22 protein-coding genes are annotated in these 18804 nt (G+C 59.3%); 15 read left to right on the forward strand and 7 right to left on the reverse strand.

Features of this window, described 5'->3' with window-relative positions; genetic code table 11:
- Positions 1-60: 60 nt before the first annotated feature.
- Positions 61-957, forward strand: coding sequence for a DMT family transporter (locus tag LXM96_RS00735; RefSeq protein WP_239996314.1), 897 nt, complete (start codon positions 61-63; stop codon positions 955-957).
- A 414-nt stretch (positions 958-1371) separates the two neighbouring features.
- Complete coding sequence (locus tag LXM96_RS00740) at positions 1372-1587, forward strand: cold-shock protein (protein WP_046633016.1); 216 nt, start codon at positions 1372-1374, stop codon at positions 1585-1587.
- 55 nt (positions 1588-1642) lie between these two features.
- Here LXM96_RS00740 and LXM96_RS00745 read toward each other — a convergent pair whose 3' ends face one another.
- Both LXM96_RS00745 and LXM96_RS00750 read right to left on the reverse strand, forming a co-directional pair.
- Positions 1643-2296, reverse strand: coding sequence for an MBL fold metallo-hydrolase (locus tag LXM96_RS00745; RefSeq protein WP_239996315.1), 654 nt, complete (start codon positions 2294-2296; stop codon positions 1643-1645).
- A 55-nt stretch (positions 2297-2351) separates the two neighbouring features.
- Entirely contained in the window at positions 2352-2543 is a 192-nt protein-coding gene (locus LXM96_RS00750) for a hypothetical protein (protein ID WP_239996316.1), read from the reverse strand.
- A gap of 382 nt (positions 2544-2925) precedes the next feature.
- Between LXM96_RS00750 and LXM96_RS00755 the strand changes: the two genes are divergently transcribed.
- The 3 genes from LXM96_RS00755 to LXM96_RS00765 are packed head-to-tail and all read left to right on the forward strand — an operon-like array spanning position 2926 to position 5508.
- Positions 2926-3405, forward strand: a complete 480-nt coding sequence (locus LXM96_RS00755; RefSeq protein ID WP_239997166.1) for a MarR family winged helix-turn-helix transcriptional regulator — start codon at positions 2926-2928, stop codon at positions 3403-3405.
- Positions 3405-4100, forward strand: coding sequence for a response regulator (locus LXM96_RS00760; protein WP_239996317.1), 696 nt, complete (start codon positions 3405-3407; stop codon positions 4098-4100). The genes LXM96_RS00755 and LXM96_RS00760 overlap by 1 nt, the downstream gene beginning before the upstream one ends.
- A gap of 28 nt (positions 4101-4128) precedes the next feature.
- Entirely contained in the window at positions 4129-5508 is a 1380-nt protein-coding gene (locus LXM96_RS00765; RefSeq protein ID WP_239996318.1) for an ATP-binding protein, read from the forward strand.
- 1 nt (position 5509) lies between these two features.
- Here the strand turns inward: LXM96_RS00765 and LXM96_RS00770 are convergent, their stop codons facing one another.
- From LXM96_RS00770 to LXM96_RS00785, 4 genes are all read right to left on the reverse strand, one after another.
- Positions 5510-5851 (reverse strand): tRNA-binding protein, encoded by a 342-nt coding sequence (locus LXM96_RS00770; protein ID WP_239996319.1) that lies wholly within the window; start codon positions 5849-5851, stop codon positions 5510-5512.
- Between the two features lie 7 nt (positions 5852-5858).
- A complete protein-coding gene (gene proC, locus LXM96_RS00775) occupies positions 5859-6674 on the reverse strand; it encodes a pyrroline-5-carboxylate reductase (protein WP_239996320.1) in 816 nt (271 codons plus the stop codon).
- Positions 6674-7174, reverse strand: a complete 501-nt coding sequence (locus LXM96_RS00780) for a type III secretion system chaperone family protein (RefSeq protein WP_239997167.1) — start codon at positions 7172-7174, stop codon at positions 6674-6676. Before LXM96_RS00780 ends, proC begins: the two co-directional genes overlap by 1 nt.
- A 402-nt stretch (positions 7175-7576) precedes the next feature.
- Entirely contained in the window at positions 7577-7834 is a 258-nt protein-coding gene (locus LXM96_RS00785) for an accessory factor UbiK family protein (RefSeq protein ID WP_239996321.1), read from the reverse strand.
- A gap of 131 nt (positions 7835-7965) precedes the next feature.
- Here LXM96_RS00785 and lgt point away from each other — a divergent pair, with 131 nt between their 5' ends.
- The 10 genes from lgt (at position 7966) to pth (ending at position 18302) form a co-directional block, all read left to right on the forward strand.
- Complete coding sequence (gene lgt, locus LXM96_RS00790) at positions 7966-8844, forward strand: prolipoprotein diacylglyceryl transferase (RefSeq protein WP_239997168.1); 879 nt, start codon at positions 7966-7968, stop codon at positions 8842-8844.
- An 18-nt stretch (positions 8845-8862) separates the two neighbouring features.
- A complete protein-coding gene (locus tag LXM96_RS00795; protein ID WP_239996322.1) occupies positions 8863-9963 on the forward strand; it encodes a class I SAM-dependent methyltransferase in 1101 nt (366 codons plus the stop codon).
- A 109-nt stretch (positions 9964-10072) separates the two neighbouring features.
- A complete protein-coding gene (gene pgeF / locus LXM96_RS00800; protein ID WP_239996323.1) occupies positions 10073-10867 on the forward strand; it encodes a peptidoglycan editing factor PgeF in 795 nt (264 codons plus the stop codon).
- A 1-nt stretch (position 10868) separates the two neighbouring features.
- A complete protein-coding gene (locus LXM96_RS00805) occupies positions 10869-12020 on the forward strand; it encodes a M24 family metallopeptidase (RefSeq protein WP_239996324.1) in 1152 nt (383 codons plus the stop codon).
- 76 nt (positions 12021-12096) lie between these two features.
- Entirely contained in the window at positions 12097-12855 is a 759-nt protein-coding gene (locus LXM96_RS00810) for a hypothetical protein (RefSeq protein WP_239996325.1), read from the forward strand.
- 112 nt (positions 12856-12967) lie between these two features.
- Entirely contained in the window at positions 12968-13900 is a 933-nt protein-coding gene (locus tag LXM96_RS00815; protein ID WP_239996326.1) for a ribose-phosphate pyrophosphokinase, read from the forward strand.
- 104 nt (positions 13901-14004) lie between these two features.
- Complete coding sequence (locus tag LXM96_RS00820) at positions 14005-16272, forward strand: methyl-accepting chemotaxis protein (RefSeq protein ID WP_239996327.1); 2268 nt, start codon at positions 14005-14007, stop codon at positions 16270-16272.
- A 119-nt stretch (positions 16273-16391) separates the two neighbouring features.
- Positions 16392-16646, forward strand: coding sequence for a hypothetical protein (locus tag LXM96_RS00825; RefSeq protein WP_239996328.1), 255 nt, complete (start codon positions 16392-16394; stop codon positions 16644-16646).
- Between the two features lie 166 nt (positions 16647-16812).
- The gene (locus LXM96_RS00830) at positions 16813-17430 is read left to right on the forward strand and encodes a 50S ribosomal protein L25/general stress protein Ctc (RefSeq protein ID WP_239996329.1); all 618 of its coding nucleotides are present in this window, start codon (positions 16813-16815) and stop codon (positions 17428-17430) included.
- 155 nt (positions 17431-17585) lie between these two features.
- Entirely contained in the window at positions 17586-18302 is a 717-nt protein-coding gene (pth, locus tag LXM96_RS00835; RefSeq protein ID WP_239996330.1) for an aminoacyl-tRNA hydrolase, read from the forward strand.
- Positions 18303-18479: 177 nt separating this feature from the next.
- On the opposite strand, the gene clpS is transcribed toward pth, so the two are convergent.
- Positions 18480-18794, reverse strand: a complete 315-nt coding sequence (clpS, locus tag LXM96_RS00840) for an ATP-dependent Clp protease adapter ClpS (RefSeq protein ID WP_239996331.1) — start codon at positions 18792-18794, stop codon at positions 18480-18482.
- Positions 18795-18804 lie beyond the last annotated feature (10 nt).

The raw sequence follows: 18804 nt of genomic DNA on the forward strand, positions 1-18804 counted from the left end.
GCCTGATATGGCCCGAAGTTCTTGGCCGCTTGTTCGGCAGCTTCTGCGTCGGAAACATTTATGACTCGAATTCAGGCGAACCTCGTTCTTCTGCTTGCGGCCGCGATATGGGGTGGCGGTTTCGTTGCTCAATCTACGGCAATGGATAAGATAGGCCCGTTTTGGTTCGTGGGTTTGCGCTTTGCGATCGCGTCCATCGCAGTCCTCCCCTTCGTGCTGCTCGAAGCTCGCAAGTCTGCGGCGCCTGTCAGTTCCAAAGGCTGGCTCTCGTTCGGGTTCGTCGGCCTTGCCCTTTTCGGTGGTGCCATCACGCAGCAGATCGGGCTCCTGACCACAACCGTCACCAATTCAAGCTTCCTGACCGGTCTTTACGTGGTCTTCGTGCCCGTCATCTCGGTCTTCGCGCTGCGCCGCTACCCGCACTGGATCGTATGGCCTGCCGCATGCATGTCTCTGACCGGCATCTTCCTGTTGAGCGGCGGGCAGTTCGACAACCTCACGCGCGGTGACGTGCTCAGCATCGTCTGCGCCTTCTTCTGGGCCATTCAGATCATACTGGCAGGGCTCTTCGTCACCTCGACCGGGCGACCACTCGCGCTGTCGCTCACCCAGTTTGCGGTGTGCTCCCTCTGTTGTTTGCTGATTGCTCCGTTCGTCGAAGAGATCAGCCTTGAGGCAATCCTGTCTGCAGGTCGCGAAATCCTCTACGTCGGTATCGTCTCCTCAGGTCTCGCTTTCGTCCTGCAGGTTATTGGCCAGCGGTACACGACCGCGCCGCAGGCTGCGATCTTTCTGTCGAGCGAAGCTCTCTTCGGCGGGCTCCTTGGAGCACTGCTCCTGGGCGAGATGCTGCCGGCGTCCGGATACATCGGATGTGCCATTATCTTTTCAGCCATGCTGGTTGTTGAACTTGTGCCGGAATTCACCCGCCGCAAGTCAAGTCTTGGCACAACTTGAACTAGGTGGAAGAATTACTTCCTGCTGCGCCGCGGATCAGGCAAGGCCATAACGCTACGAAGTTGATACTTCAAACAATATTCATCTGGCGCTAAAGAACGCGCGTCCTGTCTTGTGTATCCATAGAGCGAAATAGGGTCCGCCTTACGAGCGCAAAACTTTTTCTTGCCAATTCACGATAAACGCAGCAATCTGTCCGCGTTCGGGCAATTTACGAGCATGGGAAGACCTATAAAAATGCGCTCCGGAGGCGTCAAAACTTCGGGCGGGACTTGGAGGTTGGGATCTTCCGACGTTCATGCACCGCGGTAACGACAGGGCCCCTTTCTTAAAGCTGCCTGCCACCCGCCCCTCGGGGCGTCATTCTGATGCTGTCCGGCGCTGAACACGGACAGAAGGAAAAGGACCTGCTGCATGGCCGAAACTGGCACTGTAAAATTCTTCAACACGGACAAGGGCTTTGGCTTCATCAAACCAGACAATGGTGGTGCCGACATCTTTGTTCACATCTCTGCCGTACAGGCTTCCGGCCTGTCTGGCTTATCTGAAAACCAAAAAGTGAGCTTCGACACGGAACCGGATCGTCGCGGCAAAGGCCCGAAGGCTGTCAATTTGCAGATCTCCGGCTAAGCCAAGGGAAGGCTTTTCTATTCGAGTTGAAGCCCGGCAGCCATGCCGGGTTTTTTTATGTCGGGCGGTTCTGAAGGAACGGATTTGTCCTGCGCTCCTCGCCAATCCGCCCGCCTGGACCATGCCCGCAGAGGAAGCCGACATCATCCCCCAGCGGAAGCACCTTGTCGCGGATCGACGCCAGTAGCTGCTCGTGGCTTCCCCCCGGAAGATCCGTTCGACCAATCGATCCGTTGAACAGAACGTCGCCCAGATGGGCGAAGCCGGCTTCGCGGTTGAAATAAATAACATGGCCAGGTGCATGGCCTGGGCAATGAAGCACTTCGAAAACATGACCGTCGAAGGAAACCTGGTCGCCTTCCGTCAGAAACCGGTCTGGGGTGAGATTGCGCACGGCCATTGGGACGCCGAACATTTGCGCCTGTGCCTCAAGCCCTTGTAGCAGTGGAAGATCATCCTCCTGTGGACCGACAACGGCGATGTCCAAGGCCTTTCGCAACTCGTCGGCTCCGCCCGCATGGTCGATGTGCCCATGCGTGAGCCAGATCTCCTTGATCTTCAGGCCATTTCTCGTGATCGCTTCGAGGATGTTCGGAACATCTCCTCCAGGATCAACGACAACGCCGATCTTGCTGTCTTCATCGAAGAGAAGAGTGCAATTCTGCTGAAAAGGTGTCACCGGGACTATGCCAGCCTGAAGTCTGCCCATGTCTAACTCCCGCTTCCTGGGCTGACCTATAGCGGCATCAGACCGTAAAACAAGGCTATTGCAGGGACGCCAGGTAGCTCGCTTCTGCCGTCACAGGTGGCGCCGTCGAAACAGTTGTCAGAAGTATGGCCGCTACAAAGACCTTGGCTGCGAGCACGCCTATGAAGACGGGACGCAGCGGATGCTGCTGCGCTCTACTGTCCGAACCGACGATTTCAGGCTCCTCGGAAAACGAGATTGCGGCCATGGTATTCTCCTGTCTGTTTGGCGACGGCAACGGCTAAAGCGGCGAATTGGTTCCGAAGCAACCTCCCCTTTGCCGCCGCCTTTCTGCCTTAGAAAAGACCTTGGCGGCCTCGGCGCCGGGCCGTCGTCACCCGGCTGATGCAACAACGATCAGACGAGGAGATAGCGCGGCTGTTAGATGCCCTAATTTGACTGCCGGTGGACCGAAGCACGCCGGCCGATGGCCCTCCGTCGCACAAATTTGCTGTTGATTGTTCCTGCCGTTCGCGCTTTATCGACCTGAGTCCAAGAGCAAAAGAGCCGCAAGCGGATCTCCCGCAGAAGCCAAGAGGCGAAAGGAAGAAGGTGTGTCACGCGCACCGGCAGCAAGAGCTGCCAAAAAGATGCAGCCGGAATTGCCGGCGGTGGACGAGGCGCTGATCGATTTCGAGACCATCGAACTCCTGTTCTTCGCATATCGAGACTTCGTCTCCGACCCTGATGCCATCTTGGCCAAGATCGGCATGGGACGTGCTCATCACCGTGTCGTCTACTTCGTCTCACGTCATCCCGGCCTGATGGTGACAGATCTCCTCGACCTTTTGCAGATCACCAAGCAAAGCTTAGCGCGGGTGCTCAAACAACTGATTGAAATGGGCTATATTCGCCAAATGGCTGGTGCAAAAGACCGGCGGCAGCGGCGCCTCTATCCCACGCTGGCCGGTCGTGAACTTGCACTAGCCTTGTCGGAGCCACAGTCACGGCGCATCAGCCTCGCGATGCAGTCACTCGACTCGGACGGGCGGGCAGCTGTGTGGAAATTCCTGCGGGACATGCGGGGACGCGACCCTGCTCTCCCGCCCGTTGAAAGCGAGCTGGAGTGATGACAGCGATTCTATCCGATGACGCGGCCCACCTCCTAGTTGTCGACGACGATACCCGCATCCGCGATTTGCTGAGCCGGTACCTCACTGAGCAAGGGTTTCGTATTACGGTATCCGCAGACGCCGCTGACGCACGCCGGAAATTGAGCGGGCTGAAGTTCGATCTGATCATCCTGGACGTCATGATGCCCGGCGAGTCGGGGCTATCGCTGACGGAAGCGCTCAGCAAGACCAAGACAACCCCGGTGATCCTGCTGACAGCAAAGTCGGAAGCCGATTCCCGCATCGCCGGTCTGGAGGCGGGCGCCGATGACTATCTCTCCAAACCGTTCGATCCCCGTGAGTTGGTCCTGCGCATCAACAACATTCTGCGGCGCAGTGCTTCGGCGGAGGGGCCGAAGATCGAGCAGGTAATGTTCGGACCTTATACCTTCTCCATTCCGCGAAAGGAGCTTCGGAAGGCTGCGGAACAGATCCGCCTAACCGACCGTGAGCAGGAGATTATGCTACTGTTTGCCCTGCGCGCAGGCGACACGATTCCGCGCCATGAACTGATTGGCGATGACGCAGAGGTGGGCGAACGGACGATCGACGTGCAGATCAACCGTCTGAGGCGCAAGATCGAGGAGGATCCCGCTAACCCCGTTTATTTGCAGACGGTCCGCGGCATCGGCTACCGATTGAGCACAGAGTGACGGCACGGATGCCGGAGGAGCAGGAGCGGTGGTGTTGTTCGACACCTTGAAGCGAGACATCGGCAGGTTCCGCATGCCAGGCGTGGCCGCATCCGGCCGACGCCTCAAGCGCATACTGCCGACGCGGCTCTACACGCGCTCGGTCCTGATCGTCATCATCCCCATGATCTTGCTGCAGACGGTGGTTGCGGCCGTCTTCATGGAGCGGCACTGGCGCATGGTGACCGAAAGGCTCTCGGAGGGTGTGACCCGAGACATCGCTGCGATTATCGAGATGATCGAGCAGTTTCCGAATGACGGCGACTACAGCCGGGTGAGCCGGATCGCCGCGGAGCAACTGGATCTCAACATCCTCATAGAGCCGCCGGGCCCACTGCCGCCGCCTCGCCCCAAGCCCTTCTTCTCTATTCTGGACAGTATCCTGGCCGACCAGATCAGGAACCAGATCCAGCGCCCGTTTTGGATTGATACTGTAGGCGACAGCCGGCTCGTCGAGATTCGTATCAACCTCGACGATAACGTGCTGAGGGTCTTTACCCGCAGAAGCCAGACCTATGCCTCCAACACTCATATCTTCCTCGTTTGGATGGCAGGCACTGCCCTCGCCCTGACCGCGATCTCCGTACTGTTCCTCCGCGGTCAGATCCGGCCTATCCTGATGCTTGCTCAAGCAGCGGAAGCCTTCGGCAAGGGGCAGCGGATGCCCGAATTTACCCCCAAAGGGGCGGACGAGATTCGCCTTGCGGGCTCAGCCTTCATCCTGATGCGCGAAAGGATCGAGCGTCAGATCGAGCAGCGCACCGCCATGCTGTCGGGTGTCAGCCACGACCTGCGTACGATCCTGACCCGTTTCAAGTTGCAGCTCGCTCTCGCGGGTGACCGTCCGGAACTTCATGGCATGTCAGAGGATGTGGATGCGATGCAGAACATGCTCGAGGGCTATCTGGCATTCGCCAAGGGCGAGGCAGAGGAGGATGTCGGGGAACTGCGTCTGAGCGAACTTCTTGAAAAGGTACGAGCCGACTTCCAGCGCAAGGACAAGACGATGACGTTCCGGATCGAGGGCGAGGACCTCATCTCGGTTCGGCCCAATGCGTTCACTCGTCTCGTGGACAACCTTGCAGGAAACAGCGAGCGCTATGCCGACAAGCTTCACGTGGAAGCACGGCATACGGCCCGCTGGCTGACACTGATCTTCGACGACAATGGGCCAGGAGTTCCGCCGGCCGCACGCGAAGACGTGTTCAAGCCGTTCTTCCGCCTGGATGAAGCTCGCAATATTGACAAGTCCGGAACGGGCCTGGGCCTCTCGATCGTCCGGGACATCGCCCACGCCCATGGCGGTAATGTTACCTTGGCCGATAGTCCGCTCGGCGGATTGCGCGCGACGGTCCGGGTGCCAGCCTGACCTAGATCAGCTTGCGGCCGTTCGGCACCGACCGATCCGCAGCAGCAAGAACAATCGCTCCCTGCTCATCTTCGAAGCCCAGAGTTAGAACTTCTGAACGGAAGGGGCCGATCTGTCGTGGCGGAAAATTAACCACAGCCAGCACCTGCCGCCCCAGGAGATCGTCGGGCCGGTAGTGGACGGTGATCTGCGCCGAGGACGTCTTGATCCCGATCTCTGGACCGAAGTCGATCTTGAGTTTCCAAGCCGGCTTGCGCGCCTCTGGAAAGGGCAGCACTTCAACGATTGTGCCGGTGCGAATATCGACTTTCTCAAAGTCGCCGAAGGTGATTGCTTCCGTCATGCCCGGTTCACCCGCCTAACTCTTCTGCACGCCTGCGAGCTTGCGCAAGGGCTTCGTCGAACAGCGGCTGCATGCCATCTTCTGCCATGAGAACAGCCAGGGCCGCGGCAGTCGTGCCCCCAGGAGAAGTCACATTCTCGCGAAGCTTCGTCGCGGGTTCAGGCAAGCGATGAAGAAGCTCGCCCGCCCCCGCGACGGTTTCCCGTGCGAGACGCATGGCGAGGTCCGCCGGCAGGCCCAGCTTGCGGCCTGCCTCCGCCATGCACTCGACGAGGTAAAAGACATAGGCCGGCCCGCTGCCAGACACTGCGGTAACGGCATCGATATCGGCCTCGACCGAAACCCATTCGACCGGCCCGGTGACCTTCAGCAGTCCGTCGACCTGCGTCCGCTGCGCATCCGATACATGTGAGTTGGCGTAGGCGCCCGTCACACCCCGGCCTATCATCGCGGGCGTGTTCGGCATCGCTCGAACCATGGCGCCTTGCCCGAGGTGACCTTCGAGGAACGCCAGCGTCTTGCCCGCCGCCACCGAAACGACCGCCGCCTTCTCACCCACCAGATGCTTCAAAGGAGGAAGAACTGCTTCCATCGCCTGCGGCTTCACCGCAAGAAAAATAACATCAACGTCGAGGTCTTCCGGCGGGGCGGCAAAATGAAGCGCGCCGGCATCATTCATCCGCTGCAGCATTGCGTCGGAGGGAGACGGGTCAAGAACAGCAATGTCGATTCCCGGGACGCCGTTGTTCAGCCATCCCGACAGCATTGCGCCGCCCATGTTGCCTGCCCCGACGAGAAGGATGCTCGCGCGGGATAGGCTCATCACGCTTCACCAACGGTCTCGAAGAGCACCGCTTCCATCGCCTTTTTCGCGTCCATGCCCGACCACACCACAAACTGGAACGCCTGGAAATAAATTTCGCAAGCTTCCAGCGCGCTCGACAAAAGAACCTCGACCTGCTGGTTGGTCGGCTCGGCGCCGCCCGCCAGGAGCAGGGATTGCCGAAAGATGACCACATCTTCCTGGCGCCATAAATCGAAATGCCCCATCAGAACCTGCCCATTTACATGAGACAGCAACCGGATCACTTCATTGACACGGATGTCGGGGATCTTGAGGTCGAAGGCGCAAGCGAGATGCAACGCCTCGAACTCCTCCATCCACGCAAAAGAGACATGATAATCTGCCCAACGGCCTTGCACCGTCATGGCGATTTCGTCTTCGCCGGAGCGCTCGAATGTCCAGTCGTTAGAAGCCGCAACCACTTCGATCATGTCGACCGGATTGGACTGACGCTCGAAAGCAAAATCTATGAGGCTCATGCAGCACCTTCTTGACCGGGACAACGCGACGTTCGTGAAAGTACGCCAAACGCAGAACGCATCACCGGAAACACCCATTCAGATGACCGCCCGACCCTGACAACATATCGTTGCCACCCTGCCCGGAGCTTACCGGCCGTTTCGAATCATCATTTAAAATCAGTGTATAGTTGCAGAGTCTCCGTGCCAGCCCCTGCCCCGCAATTAGCGGTGGAGAGTTCCTGGCGCTCCTCGGAGACGGGATAAGCAGGGAGTCATAACTGACTCTGCGGACTATGTTTTTCAGGATGTCCACAGGCTTGAAGATTTTAAGAGATTTTTAAGGGATGCCGCCCGAACGAACGGGGCCGACGGCTCCCGCCACCGGCCCCGCTCAATGATCGCGGTCACAAGATTCGGTGATCAGCCCTGGGTGGCAAGCTTCGCTTCGAGTGCCTCGATACGGGCCTTCAGTGCTTCGTTCTCATCGCGCGCGCGTGCAGCCATCTCGCGGACGGCCTCGAACTCCTCGCGCTTGACGACGTCCATATTGTTCAGGAAGCGGTCCGCCTGAGACTGAAACGCCGCCTCCGCCTCACGTCGCAGACCCTGCGCTGCACCCGCAGCGTCGGTCATAAGCTTGGCAAAGTCGTCAAGAATTCGATTTGTGCCGCTGGACATTGTCTTAAACCCCTTCGTTCTGGCTCGTGCCAGCCGTTTAACCTGCAAAGGAAGTAGGGTCTGACGCGCAGCCTTGCAAGCGGGATCGCCTGCGACCGAGATTCGTCTTGACCGAGGTATTGGCTGTCGCCATGTTCCCGCCCAATGCCAATCATGGACTGACGATAGTGTTCGATAGCCTCAAGTTGTTTGCGCTCATGCCCTTCCCGGAGATCAATCCTGTCGCTTTCTCAGTGGGGCCGCTTGCGGTTCACTGGTACGGTTTGGCCTATGTCGCGGGGATCGTCTGCGGCTGGCTTTACGCTCGCAGGATGGTTCAGCGAGACGATTTGTGGCCCAACAACCGATCTCCGATAACGGTAGCACACCTGGATGACTTTCTTCTCTGGATCGCGGCGGGCATCGTGCTCGGCGGTCGCCTCGGCTACGTTCTCTTCTATGACTTTGCGGCTGTGTCGCAGAACCCGGTCCGTGCCATCGAGATCTGGAACGGCGGCATGTCCTTTCATGGCGGCTTTATTGGAGCCGTCCTCGCGATCATCCTGTTTGCTCGTAAGCATGGCATTCCTGTCTTGAGCATGCTGGACACCATAGCTGCGGTCGTTCCCTTTGGGCTTTTCTTCGGCCGGATTGCGAACTTCATCAACGGCGAGCTTTGGGGACGCCTGAGCGATGCGCCTTGGGCGGTCGTGTTTCCGACTGGCGGACCGTTCGCGCGCCATCCGAGCCAACTGTACGAGGCGTTTCTCGAAGGCCTTGTACTGCTCTCGATCCTGGCGATCCTGGTGTTTCGGGTAAAGGCCCTAAAACGTTCCGGGTTCGTGGCGGGCACCTTTGTCTTTGGCTACGCCCTCTCCCGCATCTTCGTTGAATTCTTTCGCGAACCCGACGCGCAGTTGGGCTATCTTGCCTTTGGCTGGCTCACAATGGGCATGCTGCTGTCGATACCTATGGTCGCGCTCGGGCTGTGGCTGATGCTTCGTTCGCGCATTGCGACCCCCTCCTCATAGAGCCAAGGAGATGCACACTTGAGCACGCCTTTGGCTCAGAAGATCAAGGCGCTGATCCGAGCCACCGGACCGTTGAGCGTCGCCGACTATTTCTCCATGTGCCTGGCAGACCCGGAGCATGGATACTACCGGACGCGAGAACCGTTCGGACCGGCGGGAGACTTCATTACCGCACCGGAGATCAGTCAGCTCTTCGGCGAGATGATCGGCATCTTCATGGTCCACGCTTGGCAGCGACACGGGTCTCCCGCCGCGGTGCAGCTGGTGGAGATCGGGCCCGGTCGCGGGACGATGATGGCCGACATGCTGCGCGTTATAAACAAGCTCGCGCCGCGCATGGCCGATGGGCTGAGTGTGCATCTTGTCGAAACCAGCGAACGGTTGCGCAGCATCCAGCGCATCGCGCTCCAAAGCTACTCCACACGGGTGAAATGGTACGACAATTTCGAGAAGCTGCCTGAAGGTTTCACTCTGATTGCTGCCAACGAATTATTCGATGCGATTCCGATCCGGCAGTTCGTCAAGACACCGACGGGATTTCGCGAGCGGATGGTAGGGCTCGGCCCGGACGACCAGCTCATGTTCGCTGCTGGCGTAGCGGGCCTCAATCCCGATATGCTTCCCTCGCCTGCAACCCCGGTGCCCGAAGGCACGGTCTTCGAGGTTGCTCCGGCACGGCAAGCGGTCATGCTCGCGCTTTGCGAGCGGCTGCGCCAATATGGAGGCACCGCTGTCATCGTCGATTACGGGCATATGGTCTCTGGCTATGGCGATACGCTGCAGGCCGTTCGCGCGCACGCGTTCGACCCTCCGCTGGAACATCCTGGCGAGGCTGATCTTACGAGCCATGTCGACTTCGAAGATCTGGCGAGGATAGCGGTCCAGGCTGGACTTTATTTAAATGGCGGCTTGCGACAGGGCGACTTCCTCTATGGCCTTGGTCTGCTGGAACGCGCTAAGGCGCTGGCCCAAAGTAAGGACTCGGCGGAGCAGACGCTCATCGCGGCGGCCGTGGACCGCTTGGCTGGAGAAGGCGCCGGCAAGATGGGCGAACTTTTCAAGGTGATCGCGGTTTCCTCCCCTGCGATCGATCTTGCGCCGTTCCGGTCCGTCGAATGAGTGCAGTGTTAGACTGACAGCCGCGGCGCCGGTACGCCAACATCCCCGGGAGCAGCGCCACCAAGTCACCCGCCGCGCTCCTCCCCATGAACAACTGGACGGACCTCCGATGAAGCAAAACCACGCGCTGACGCCAATCCAAAGCTCGCTCCTGAGCAGCGCCGGCAACCCGCGAATCCGTCACGGTTTTTTCACCCGCCAGGGCGGAGTTTCGGAAGGCATCTATGACGGGCTGAACGTCGGGATCGGTTCCAGCGATCGCGCAGACCACGTCATGGAGAACCGTGAGCGCGTAGCGGATTGGTTCGGACTGCCGTTGGTTAACCTGGCGACTGTTCATCAGATTCACTCGCCGGATGTGGTCGTGGTCGACAGCACCTATGACGGGGACAGGCCCAGGGCCGACGCGCTTGTAACTGCCTCTCCTGGGGTGATCCTTGGCGTTCTGTCGGCCGACTGTGGCCCGATCCTGTTCTGCGATCCCGACAACGGTGTTGTTGGCGCCGCACATGCCGGATGGAAAGGGGCGCTGGGAGGTGTGGTGGAAAACACGATTGAGGCCATGGTTTCGCTGGGGGCCGCAAGATCGTCCATCGTCGCCTGCCTCGGACCGTCCATCGCTGCCGGAAGCTATGAAGTAGGTCCGGAGTTCATTGAGCGGTTCGTCTCGGTCGATTCGTCCTATGGGGCTTTTTTCTCTGCTTCTGCCAAAGCGGGACACGCCTACTTTGATCTGCAGGCTCTGACAGTGCAAAGGCTGGAGAAGGCCGGAGTGCAGGCGTGCAGTCTTGGTCTGGACACCTATCCCGATGAGGAACGCTTCTTCTCCTACCGCCGTACAACCCACAGAGGCGAGCCAGACTACGGCCGCCAGATCTCAGCGATCGCTATCATGGAGGAATGAGATGGCCTTTCACTTCGACCGAAGCGAATATTCCGACCGACTCGCTCGCCTTCTGGACAAGATGCGTGATGAGAAACTGGATGCCATGCTCCTTTTTGCGCAGGAAAGCATGTATTGGCTGACGGGCTACGACACGTTTGGCTACTGCTTTTTCCAGACGCTCGTTGTGAAGGCAGACGGGTCCATGGTTTTGCTCACCCGCTCGGCAGACCTTCGGCAGGCGCGGCAGACCTCCATCATAGAAAATGTGGTGGTCTGGGTCGATCGAATGAACGCAGATCCGACTTTGGACCTGAAGAATCTCCTCAACGATATGGACCTCCTCGGCGCCCGCATCGGAGTGGAGTACGACACACATGGCATGACCGGGCGGATAGCACAGTTGCTCGACAACCAGTTGGCATCATTCGGACAGATCGTTGACGCCTCCTACCTCGTCAGCGGATTGCGGCTCACGAAGACCGTTGCCGAAATTGCTCACGTTCGCCGTGCCGCAGAACTCGCAGACGATGCACTGGATGCGGCTCTGCCGCTGATCAAGGAGGGCGCAAGGGAAGCCGATATCCTTGCAGCGATGCAGGGAGCCGTCTTCGTCGGCGGGGGTGATTATCCCGCCAACGAGTTCATCATCGGGTCCGGGCAAGATGCACTTCTTTGCCGATATAAGGCTGGTCGCAGGACTCTTGACGCAAGTGATCAGCTGACATTGGAGTGGGCAGGAGTGAGCGCTCACTATCATGCCGCGATGATGCGAACGGTGGTGATCGGGGAGCCGACGCCGCGTCATCGCGAACTCTACCGTGCCTGCCATGAGACAATCGCCGCAATCGAGAATGTCTTGCGTCCCGGCAACACCTTTGGCGACGTCTTTGATACCCATGCGCGAATTCTCGACGACCGAGGCTTGACCCGCCATCGCCTGAATGCCTGCGGATATTCGCTCGGGGCACGGTTTTCGCCCTCTTGGATGGAGCACCAGATGTTTCATGCGGGAAACCCGCAGGAAATCCTCGCCGATATGAGTCTGTTCGTCCACATGATCATCATGGACTCCGAGACGGGCACTGCGATGACACTCGGGCACACCTACCTTACCACCAACGATGCACCCCAGCCCCTCTCACGCCATGGACTGGGCTTGCTGACTGGCTAGCTTGCCAAACCGAGAATTGACACTCGGGAAGCGCCGCACTTAAGGTCGCTGCTGCGGACGGCAGACGGAGGTGGACATGCGACGACTGGCAACGGCACTCTGTGTCGCAACCCTTTCTGTCCATCTATCAGCCTGCAGCACCAGCGACGCATTGACCCCTCAGGTGGACGTGGGTGGAGGCCTGCGCCCATCGAGCCCGTTGACGCAGGCAGAGGTCGATCAACTCGCCGGTAGTGATGCACCAACAAGCTATTCCTATGTTCGTGCTGCAGAACAACCCAGCCGTCTTCGCCCCCCTCAGAACACGCTCGAAGCGCAGGCGCAGGCTCTCGAAGCAGGGAATTCCGAGCCGTCACTCGCTGGATCCCCGCCACCTGCTCCAACGAGCGCCATGCTTGCCGCCGCTCCAGACTCGTCACCTGACCAGCGGTCAACCGGCACGCAGCTTAAATCGTCAAGCTCCTCCGCTTCGGGCACCATCCGTTTCCTGCCAATAATAGGAGCGCCCATCCAAGCGGTGACGCCTCTATCGCGGCAACTTGGAGCCCAGGCCCGCAGCGCCGGTCTGGAAATCCGCGCTTCGGCCGATACCACCGCCGATCATATCTTGAAGGGGTACTTCTCCGCCTTCGGCAACAGTGACGCAATTACCGTGGTCTACGTTTGGGATATCCTCGACAACAACGGCGGGCGCTTGCATCGCCTCCAAGGCCAGGAGCAGGTCGCAACGGCAACCAAGGATCCGTGGGCGGCAGTCCCGCCGACGACGATGGAAACGATCGCCACCAAGACCATCAATGAATACGTGGCATGGAAGCAGGCGCAGAAGGGCTGAGCTGCGGGTCACGGATCGTTCATAAAAAATGCGGACGCATCTGAAACTCTCTTGCATTCAAATCGCGCACCGGTAAAAGGCGCCCATTCAGCGTGACAACGGGCGGGCCGAAATGAAGGTTTTCGCAGGCAATTCGAACCGGCAACTTGCCGACGCGATCTGCACCTATCTCAATGTTCCAGTTGGAAAGGCCACGGTTAGACGCTTCGCAGATCAGGAAATTTTCGTTGAGATCCAGGAGAACGTTCGCGGCGAGGACGTGTTCGTGATCCAGTCGACCTCGTTTCCTGCAAACGACCACCTGATGGAACTGCTGATCATGATCGATGCGTTTCGGCGGTCATCCGCCAAGCGCATCACTGCGGTTCTTCCCTACTTCGGCTACGCCCGTCAGGACCGGAAAGCTGGCCCACGCACGCCCATCTCCGCCAAGCTTGTTGCCAATCTGATCACCGAGGCCGGCGCAGACCGCGTTCTGACACTTGATCTTCATGCCGGTCAGATCCAGGGCTTCTTCGACATCCCGACGGACAATCTGTTCGCCGTTCCGATCCTCGCCCGAGACGTGAAGGAAAACTACGACGTAAAGAACGTCATGGTCGTTTCTCCCGACGTCGGCGGGGTTGTCCGGGCCCGGTCATTGGCAAAGCGTATCGACTGTCCTCTGGCGATCGTCGACAAGCGCCGCGAGCGGGCCGGTGAATCTGAGGTGATGAATGTGATCGGTGAAGTCGCCGGCCGGGACTGCCTGCTCGTGGATGACATCGTGGATTCCGGCGGCACCCTTTGCAACGCTGCGGAAGCATTGCTCAATAAGGGCGCCACGAGTGTCACGGCCTACATCACGCATGGCGTTCTCTCTGGCGGAGCCGTCGCGCGCATCACCTCTTCCAAGCTTCGCGAACTGGTGATCACGGACACGATCCAGCCCACCACCGCGGTGCAGTCCGCGCCCAACATCCGCGTTGTCACGACCGCCAACCTTCTTGGTGAGGCGATAAACCGCACGGCGCTCGAAGAATCCGTATCCAGCCTCTTCGACTGATCGCATTGCGACGGCAGTATACGAGAGTCTTTCATTAAGACAGCCGCAATGAATTCCTGACAAGGATGCCGCCACCAATGTTGTTTGTGTGGGGGATATCACGCATGTCACGATCATCGGGTCTTGCCAGTGGCGGCAGGTCATTGTCGATCAAGGCAAAATTTGCAGGACTGGTGGTCGGGGCCACCTTCGTGTCCTGCCTGTCCGTCGGACTTCTGAGCTACCAGATCGGCAAGGACGGCCTCATCGAGGCAAACAAGCTTCGGCTTGAATCGGTTGCCGGCAATCAGGCCAGCGACCTTGCCCGCTATCAGAACCGCATCTCTCAGTCGCTTGGCGACCTTGCTCAAAACACAGCGATCGGTCAGGCCGTCGAAACGATGACGAACGTCATCCCGAGCGAAGGCGAGATGATCAAGGCCGAGTATCAGAAGGGCCAATCGCCGGAGGAACGCGCAGGCTTTGATGGCACCGGCCTGAAGCTTCTGTATGCGATCCATCACAGTTCCATTCACGGAACCATCGCGAGTGCGTGGAAGAATGTCGGCGTTAGCGACATCTACGTGACCGACCTCAACGGCACGATTGTCTATTCCGTCACCAAGGGCAATGAACTGCTCCAGAATGCCGCGGCCGTCCCAGGACTCGCCGAATTGGTCACCCGCATCAACGCTGGCGCGGTGGAGGACGTGCAGACCTCATCCTTCGCACCTTATGAATTGGACGGCGGCAGGCCCTCAGCCTTCATTGGCAAACAACTTGCCGTTGCCTCATGGGGCAGCACGGTCACCAAGGGAACCGTCATTTTCCGCATTTCCGCTGACCAACTGACTCGCGCTGTTACACCGGACGAGTTCGGCAAGTCCGTCGACGAGGCCTTGCTGCTCGACAGCACCGGGGCCTACCGCAGTGGCGCTTTCGTCGAAGGCAAAGCACATGCCATCCCGGCGGAATTATCCGCGGCAGCAACAAGCCAATCGACCGGCTCTGCCATTGCAGCGGTCGCCGACCATCCCCTTTTCTTTGCCTTCCAGCCGGTAACGATCTTTGGCGAAAAGCATCTGCTGGCAATGGGGCAGGCAGAGGAGCAGGTTCTCGCTTCCGCACGCGATCTTGCGCTCTGGGCGATCCTGGCAACGCTGGCCGTGCTTGCCATCATGGGCGCCGGGGGCACTTATATCGCTGCCCGCCTTACCCGTCCGCTGACGGAGCTGGCCAAGCTGATGAACCGCCTAAACGACGGCGATAAGACAATCGTCGTCGATTACACCAAGCGCGGCGATGAAGTCGGCGTTATGGCCCGCGCCCTCGAATCTTTCCGTCAAGGCGCTTTGGACAAGGAGCGCATGGAGGAAGACGCCCATCGCAAGGCGGAGGAAATCGACGAGGAACGTCAGCAGCGCGAAGCGGAGAAAGCTGCGAGCGCGCGTGAGATCGAGGAGGCGGTTTCCGCACTTGCCACCGGTCTCGCTGCCCTTTCCCGTGGAAAGCTTGACCAGCGCATCAACAAGGCCTTCGCGCCGTCACTCGACCACCTGCGGCACGACTTCAACAACTCGCTGGCCGGACTGGAAGCGACGATTGCCTCTATCGGCAACAGCGTCACTACGATTCGTGCGGGCTCTGGGGAATTGAAGATGGCCTCGGACGACCTGTCGCGCCGCACGGAACGTCAGGCCGCAGCGCTAGAAGAAGCCGCCGCCGCACTTGCGGAAATGACCGGCTCCGTCAATGTTGCCCTCAATCGTTGCGAAACGGCTGTCGATGTCGCGGCAGACACGCTCAAAGGGGCTCATACCTCTACCAACGTCGTCCAGAACGCGATCCAGGCCATGGAGCGGATCGAAAGCTCCTCCTCCAAGATCCGTCAGATCATCGATGTTATCGACCAGATCGCCTTCCAGACAAACCTGCTGGCTCTCAACGCCGGCGTGGAGGCCGCCCGCGCAGGGGAAGCTGGCAAAGGGTTCGCAGTCGTCGCTCAGGAAGTGCGTGAACTGGCGCAGAAATCAGCCACCGCTGCTCGTGACATTGGCCAGCTCATCACCGCCTCTGCTTCAGACGTCGAGAACGGGGTGGCGCTTGTTCTTAAAACCGGGGAGAGCTTGGAGCACATTCAGGGCAACATCCAGTCGATCAACGAGCATATCGGCGCCATCGTCAACTCGTCGCGCGAACAGTCTGCTCGCCTCGGCGAAATCAACTCCGCCGTCAGCCGTCTCGACCAGGTAACGCAGCAGAACGCTGCAATGGTCGAGGAAACATCTGCCTCTGCCCATTCCCTGGCCAACGAGGCTGAGGTCCTCAATGAGCAAATCAGCCACTTCTCCGTTGGTGAAGTCGGCATGGACGCCGCTCGCCGCGCCGCATAGGCGCTGCAGCACCTTGTTCAGAGATGGGGCCTGTTCATATCGAGCAGGCCCTTTTTTTGGCTTGCATCTTTGCTCTTCAAAGCTAGTTCTGCGCGACAACAAACCGACATGGAGATCTCATGGCCGCGCGCGACCGCTATTCGAGAAAGCTGGAATGTTCTCAATGTGGCCATTCAGGCTTTGCGGAGGTTTCTGAAAGCGATGAGCGCCGGGGGAACAACCGCGATTTTCGAATCGACGAGATGCCTGCTGGCTTTTCTCCGGAGTTCACCTCCACGGATCCGCGCAAGTACCTGGTCCGCTGCCAGTGCGGCCACAAGTTCCGTTTCGAACAAAAGACGGCCTATCCGCCCGGCGGCGAACCGCGATACTAGCCTCCGCCAAGCTTGATATTGTTGACCGCTTGTACTATAGGCCGCCAGTCCGCGTAGACACCCTTGGAGGCAACGCGGATGGAGCGCATCGCGAGATGCCCTCCCGACCTGTCGATCTGCGCCCGACGCAGCGAAAGGTTCTCCAATAACCTCGAAAGGATATGCCATGAGCCAGGAAACTTACGAGCTCAAGGCCGAGGCGCGCGAACGGGTTGGTAAGGGGTCCGCCCGTGAACTTCGCCGCAACGGTTTCATTCCTGCCGTCATCTATGGTGACAAGCAGGCCCCCCTCGCTATCGCCCTGTCGACCAACGAAGTAACCAAGCGCATCCACGCTGGCGGCTTCATGACCACGATCGCTACGATCGAGGTCGACGGCAAGAAGATTCAGGTCCTCCCGAAGGACTATCAGCTGGATCCGGTCCGCGACTTCACCATGCACGTCGACTTCCTACGCGTGTCTGGCGATACGGCCGTAACGGTTGACGTACCCGTTCACTTCATCAACGAAGAAAAGTCCGGCGTGAAGATCGGCGGCGTTCTCAACATCGTTCGCCACACCGTCGAGTTCAACTGCCCGGCGCACGCGATCCCGGATTCGATCACCGTTGACCTTACCGGCTTCAAGATCGGTGACAGCATTCACATCTCGGCCGTCAAGCTGCCGGAAGGTGTAAAGCCCGTCATCACCGACCGCGACTTCACGATCGCGACGATCGTCGCCCCGGCTGCCGGCGTTGAGGAAGAAGAGACGACGACGGAAGAGACGCCAGCTTCCGAATAAGAAGCCGTCGTGCATTCACAGAAACCCGCCCTGGTGGCGGGTTTTTTGTTATCTTCGCTCCCGTTGTCGGTGCGCGCTGCGTGCGGCGCATCGACTGCCTTCCCCCGTTCGCGGTGGAGAGAAGCTTGAAACAACGAACGAACGGATAGAGGCGGATGCTGATTATCGCTGGGTTGGGCAATCCGGGAAGCAAATATGCAGGCAATCGGCACAACATCGGCTTCATGGCGGCCGACAGGTTGCAGCAGCGGTCTGGCTTTGCGCCCTGGTCGAAGAAATTCAAGGCGCAGGTGTCCGAAGGCGAGATCGCCGGCGAAAAGGTGCTGCTGATGAAGCCGCAGACCTTCATGAACCTGTCGGGAGAGGCCGTCGGTGAATCGATGCGCTTCTACAAGCTCGGCCCGCAAAACATCATCGCGATCTATGACGAACTGGATCTGGCTCCTGGCAAAGCGAGACTGAAGACGGGCGGCGGGCATGGCGGCCACAATGGGGTCAAATCGCTGGACGCCCATTGTGGCAAGGAGTACCGGCGTCTTCGGCTCGGGATCGGTCATCCCGGGGCCAAGGAACTGGTCCACGGTCATGTCCTGGGTGACTTCGCCAAGGCAGATGGCGCATGGCTGGAGCCGCTTCTGGATGCGTTGGCCGACAATGCTGAAATGCTGGTTCGTGGCGAAGACTCGCAGTTTCTAAACAAGCTGGCGCTTGCGACGGGAGCCCAGCCGGATGAGCAGAAGGCGAAGACCGCCACCAAGCCTGCCGAGCAGTCGCACATTCGCCAGGCTCGAGGCGCGCCGAAGCCTTCGCTACCTGCTTCTGGCCCTATGGCCGAGATGCTGAAGAAGTTGCTGGGCGGCAAGGGCAACTAGGCTCCGCAGCATGCCCCTGGGTATGGATTCGCCCCGGGATCGGCGCCGGCTACGACCTGTCCCGCCATGAGCGGGTCCAGGTGAGCCTGACAGCAAGGGCCGCAGATCGGCTGCTGCTCAGGTCTTCTCCGCCTGTTAGGTCTCCCCGACGACCATCTCTACCGAGGCGCCGGCTGATCATTCCTCCGGTTCGGTGGTGAACATCAGCGGAAAGCCCGCTTCCTTGGCAAGATCCGCTGCCTCCTTGGCCTTGGTTTCGGCAATATCCTTGGCGCAAACCACCACTACGGCGGTTCCCATCCTATGCGCCGTCAGCATTACGCGGTAACTTGTCTCTTCCCGCATCCGGAACACGGCCTTCAGCACCATCACCACGAACTCACGAGGCGTGTAGTCGTCGTTGACGAGGATGACCTTGTAGAGCTTCGGTCGCTCCAGCTTTGGCTTCGACTTGGTTTTGGGCAGAAGAACTGTGTCGTCGTTCGTCGGCATCCATGCCTCG

Source organism: Rhizobium halophilum, assembly GCF_021648825.1.
GTDB lineage: Bacteria > Pseudomonadota > Alphaproteobacteria > Rhizobiales > Rhizobiaceae > Neorhizobium > Neorhizobium halophilum.

Excerpts from the sequence above, each read along its gene's own strand:
- LXM96_RS00745 (WP_239996315.1), bottom strand. The coding sequence starts at position 2,296 with ATGGGCAGACTTCAGGCTGGCATAGTCCCGGTGACACCTTTTCAGCAG.
- LXM96_RS00780 (WP_239997167.1), bottom strand. The coding sequence starts at position 7,174 with ATGAGCCTCATAGATTTTGCTTTCGAGCGTCAGTCCAATCCGGTCGAC.
- LXM96_RS00770 (WP_239996319.1), bottom strand. The coding sequence starts at position 5,851 with ATGACGGAAGCAATCACCTTCGGCGACTTTGAGAAAGTCGATATTCGC.
- proC (WP_239996320.1), bottom strand. The coding sequence starts at position 6,674 with ATGAGCCTATCCCGCGCGAGCATCCTTCTCGTCGGGGCAGGCAACATG.
- LXM96_RS00740 (WP_046633016.1), top strand. The coding sequence starts at position 1,372 with ATGGCCGAAACTGGCACTGTAAAATTCTTCAACACGGACAAGGGCTTT.
- LXM96_RS00755 (WP_239997166.1), top strand. The coding sequence starts at position 2,926 with ATGCAGCCGGAATTGCCGGCGGTGGACGAGGCGCTGATCGATTTCGAG.
- pgeF (WP_239996323.1), top strand. The coding sequence starts at position 10,073 with ATGAAGCAAAACCACGCGCTGACGCCAATCCAAAGCTCGCTCCTGAGC.
- pth (WP_239996330.1), top strand. The coding sequence starts at position 17,586 with ATGCTGATTATCGCTGGGTTGGGCAATCCGGGAAGCAAATATGCAGGC.
- LXM96_RS00820 (WP_239996327.1), top strand. The coding sequence starts at position 14,005 with ATGTCACGATCATCGGGTCTTGCCAGTGGCGGCAGGTCATTGTCGATC.
- LXM96_RS00810 (WP_239996325.1), top strand. The coding sequence starts at position 12,097 with ATGCGACGACTGGCAACGGCACTCTGTGTCGCAACCCTTTCTGTCCAT.
- LXM96_RS00805 (WP_239996324.1), top strand. The coding sequence starts at position 10,869 with ATGGCCTTTCACTTCGACCGAAGCGAATATTCCGACCGACTCGCTCGC.
- LXM96_RS00785 (WP_239996321.1), bottom strand. The coding sequence starts at position 7,834 with ATGTCCAGCGGCACAAATCGAATTCTTGACGACTTTGCCAAGCTTATG.
- clpS (WP_239996331.1), bottom strand. The coding sequence starts at position 18,794 with ATGCCGACGAACGACGACACAGTTCTTCTGCCCAAAACCAAGTCGAAG.
- LXM96_RS00830 (WP_239996329.1), top strand. The coding sequence starts at position 16,813 with ATGAGCCAGGAAACTTACGAGCTCAAGGCCGAGGCGCGCGAACGGGTT.
- lgt (WP_239997168.1), top strand. The coding sequence starts at position 7,966 with ATGTTCCCGCCCAATGCCAATCATGGACTGACGATAGTGTTCGATAGC.
- LXM96_RS00750 (WP_239996316.1), bottom strand. The coding sequence starts at position 2,543 with ATGGCCGCAATCTCGTTTTCCGAGGAGCCTGAAATCGTCGGTTCGGAC.
- LXM96_RS00825 (WP_239996328.1), top strand. The coding sequence starts at position 16,392 with ATGGCCGCGCGCGACCGCTATTCGAGAAAGCTGGAATGTTCTCAATGT.
- LXM96_RS00815 (WP_239996326.1), top strand. The coding sequence starts at position 12,968 with ATGAAGGTTTTCGCAGGCAATTCGAACCGGCAACTTGCCGACGCGATC.
- LXM96_RS00735 (WP_239996314.1), top strand. The coding sequence starts at position 61 with ATGACTCGAATTCAGGCGAACCTCGTTCTTCTGCTTGCGGCCGCGATA.
- LXM96_RS00760 (WP_239996317.1), top strand. The coding sequence starts at position 3,405 with ATGACAGCGATTCTATCCGATGACGCGGCCCACCTCCTAGTTGTCGAC.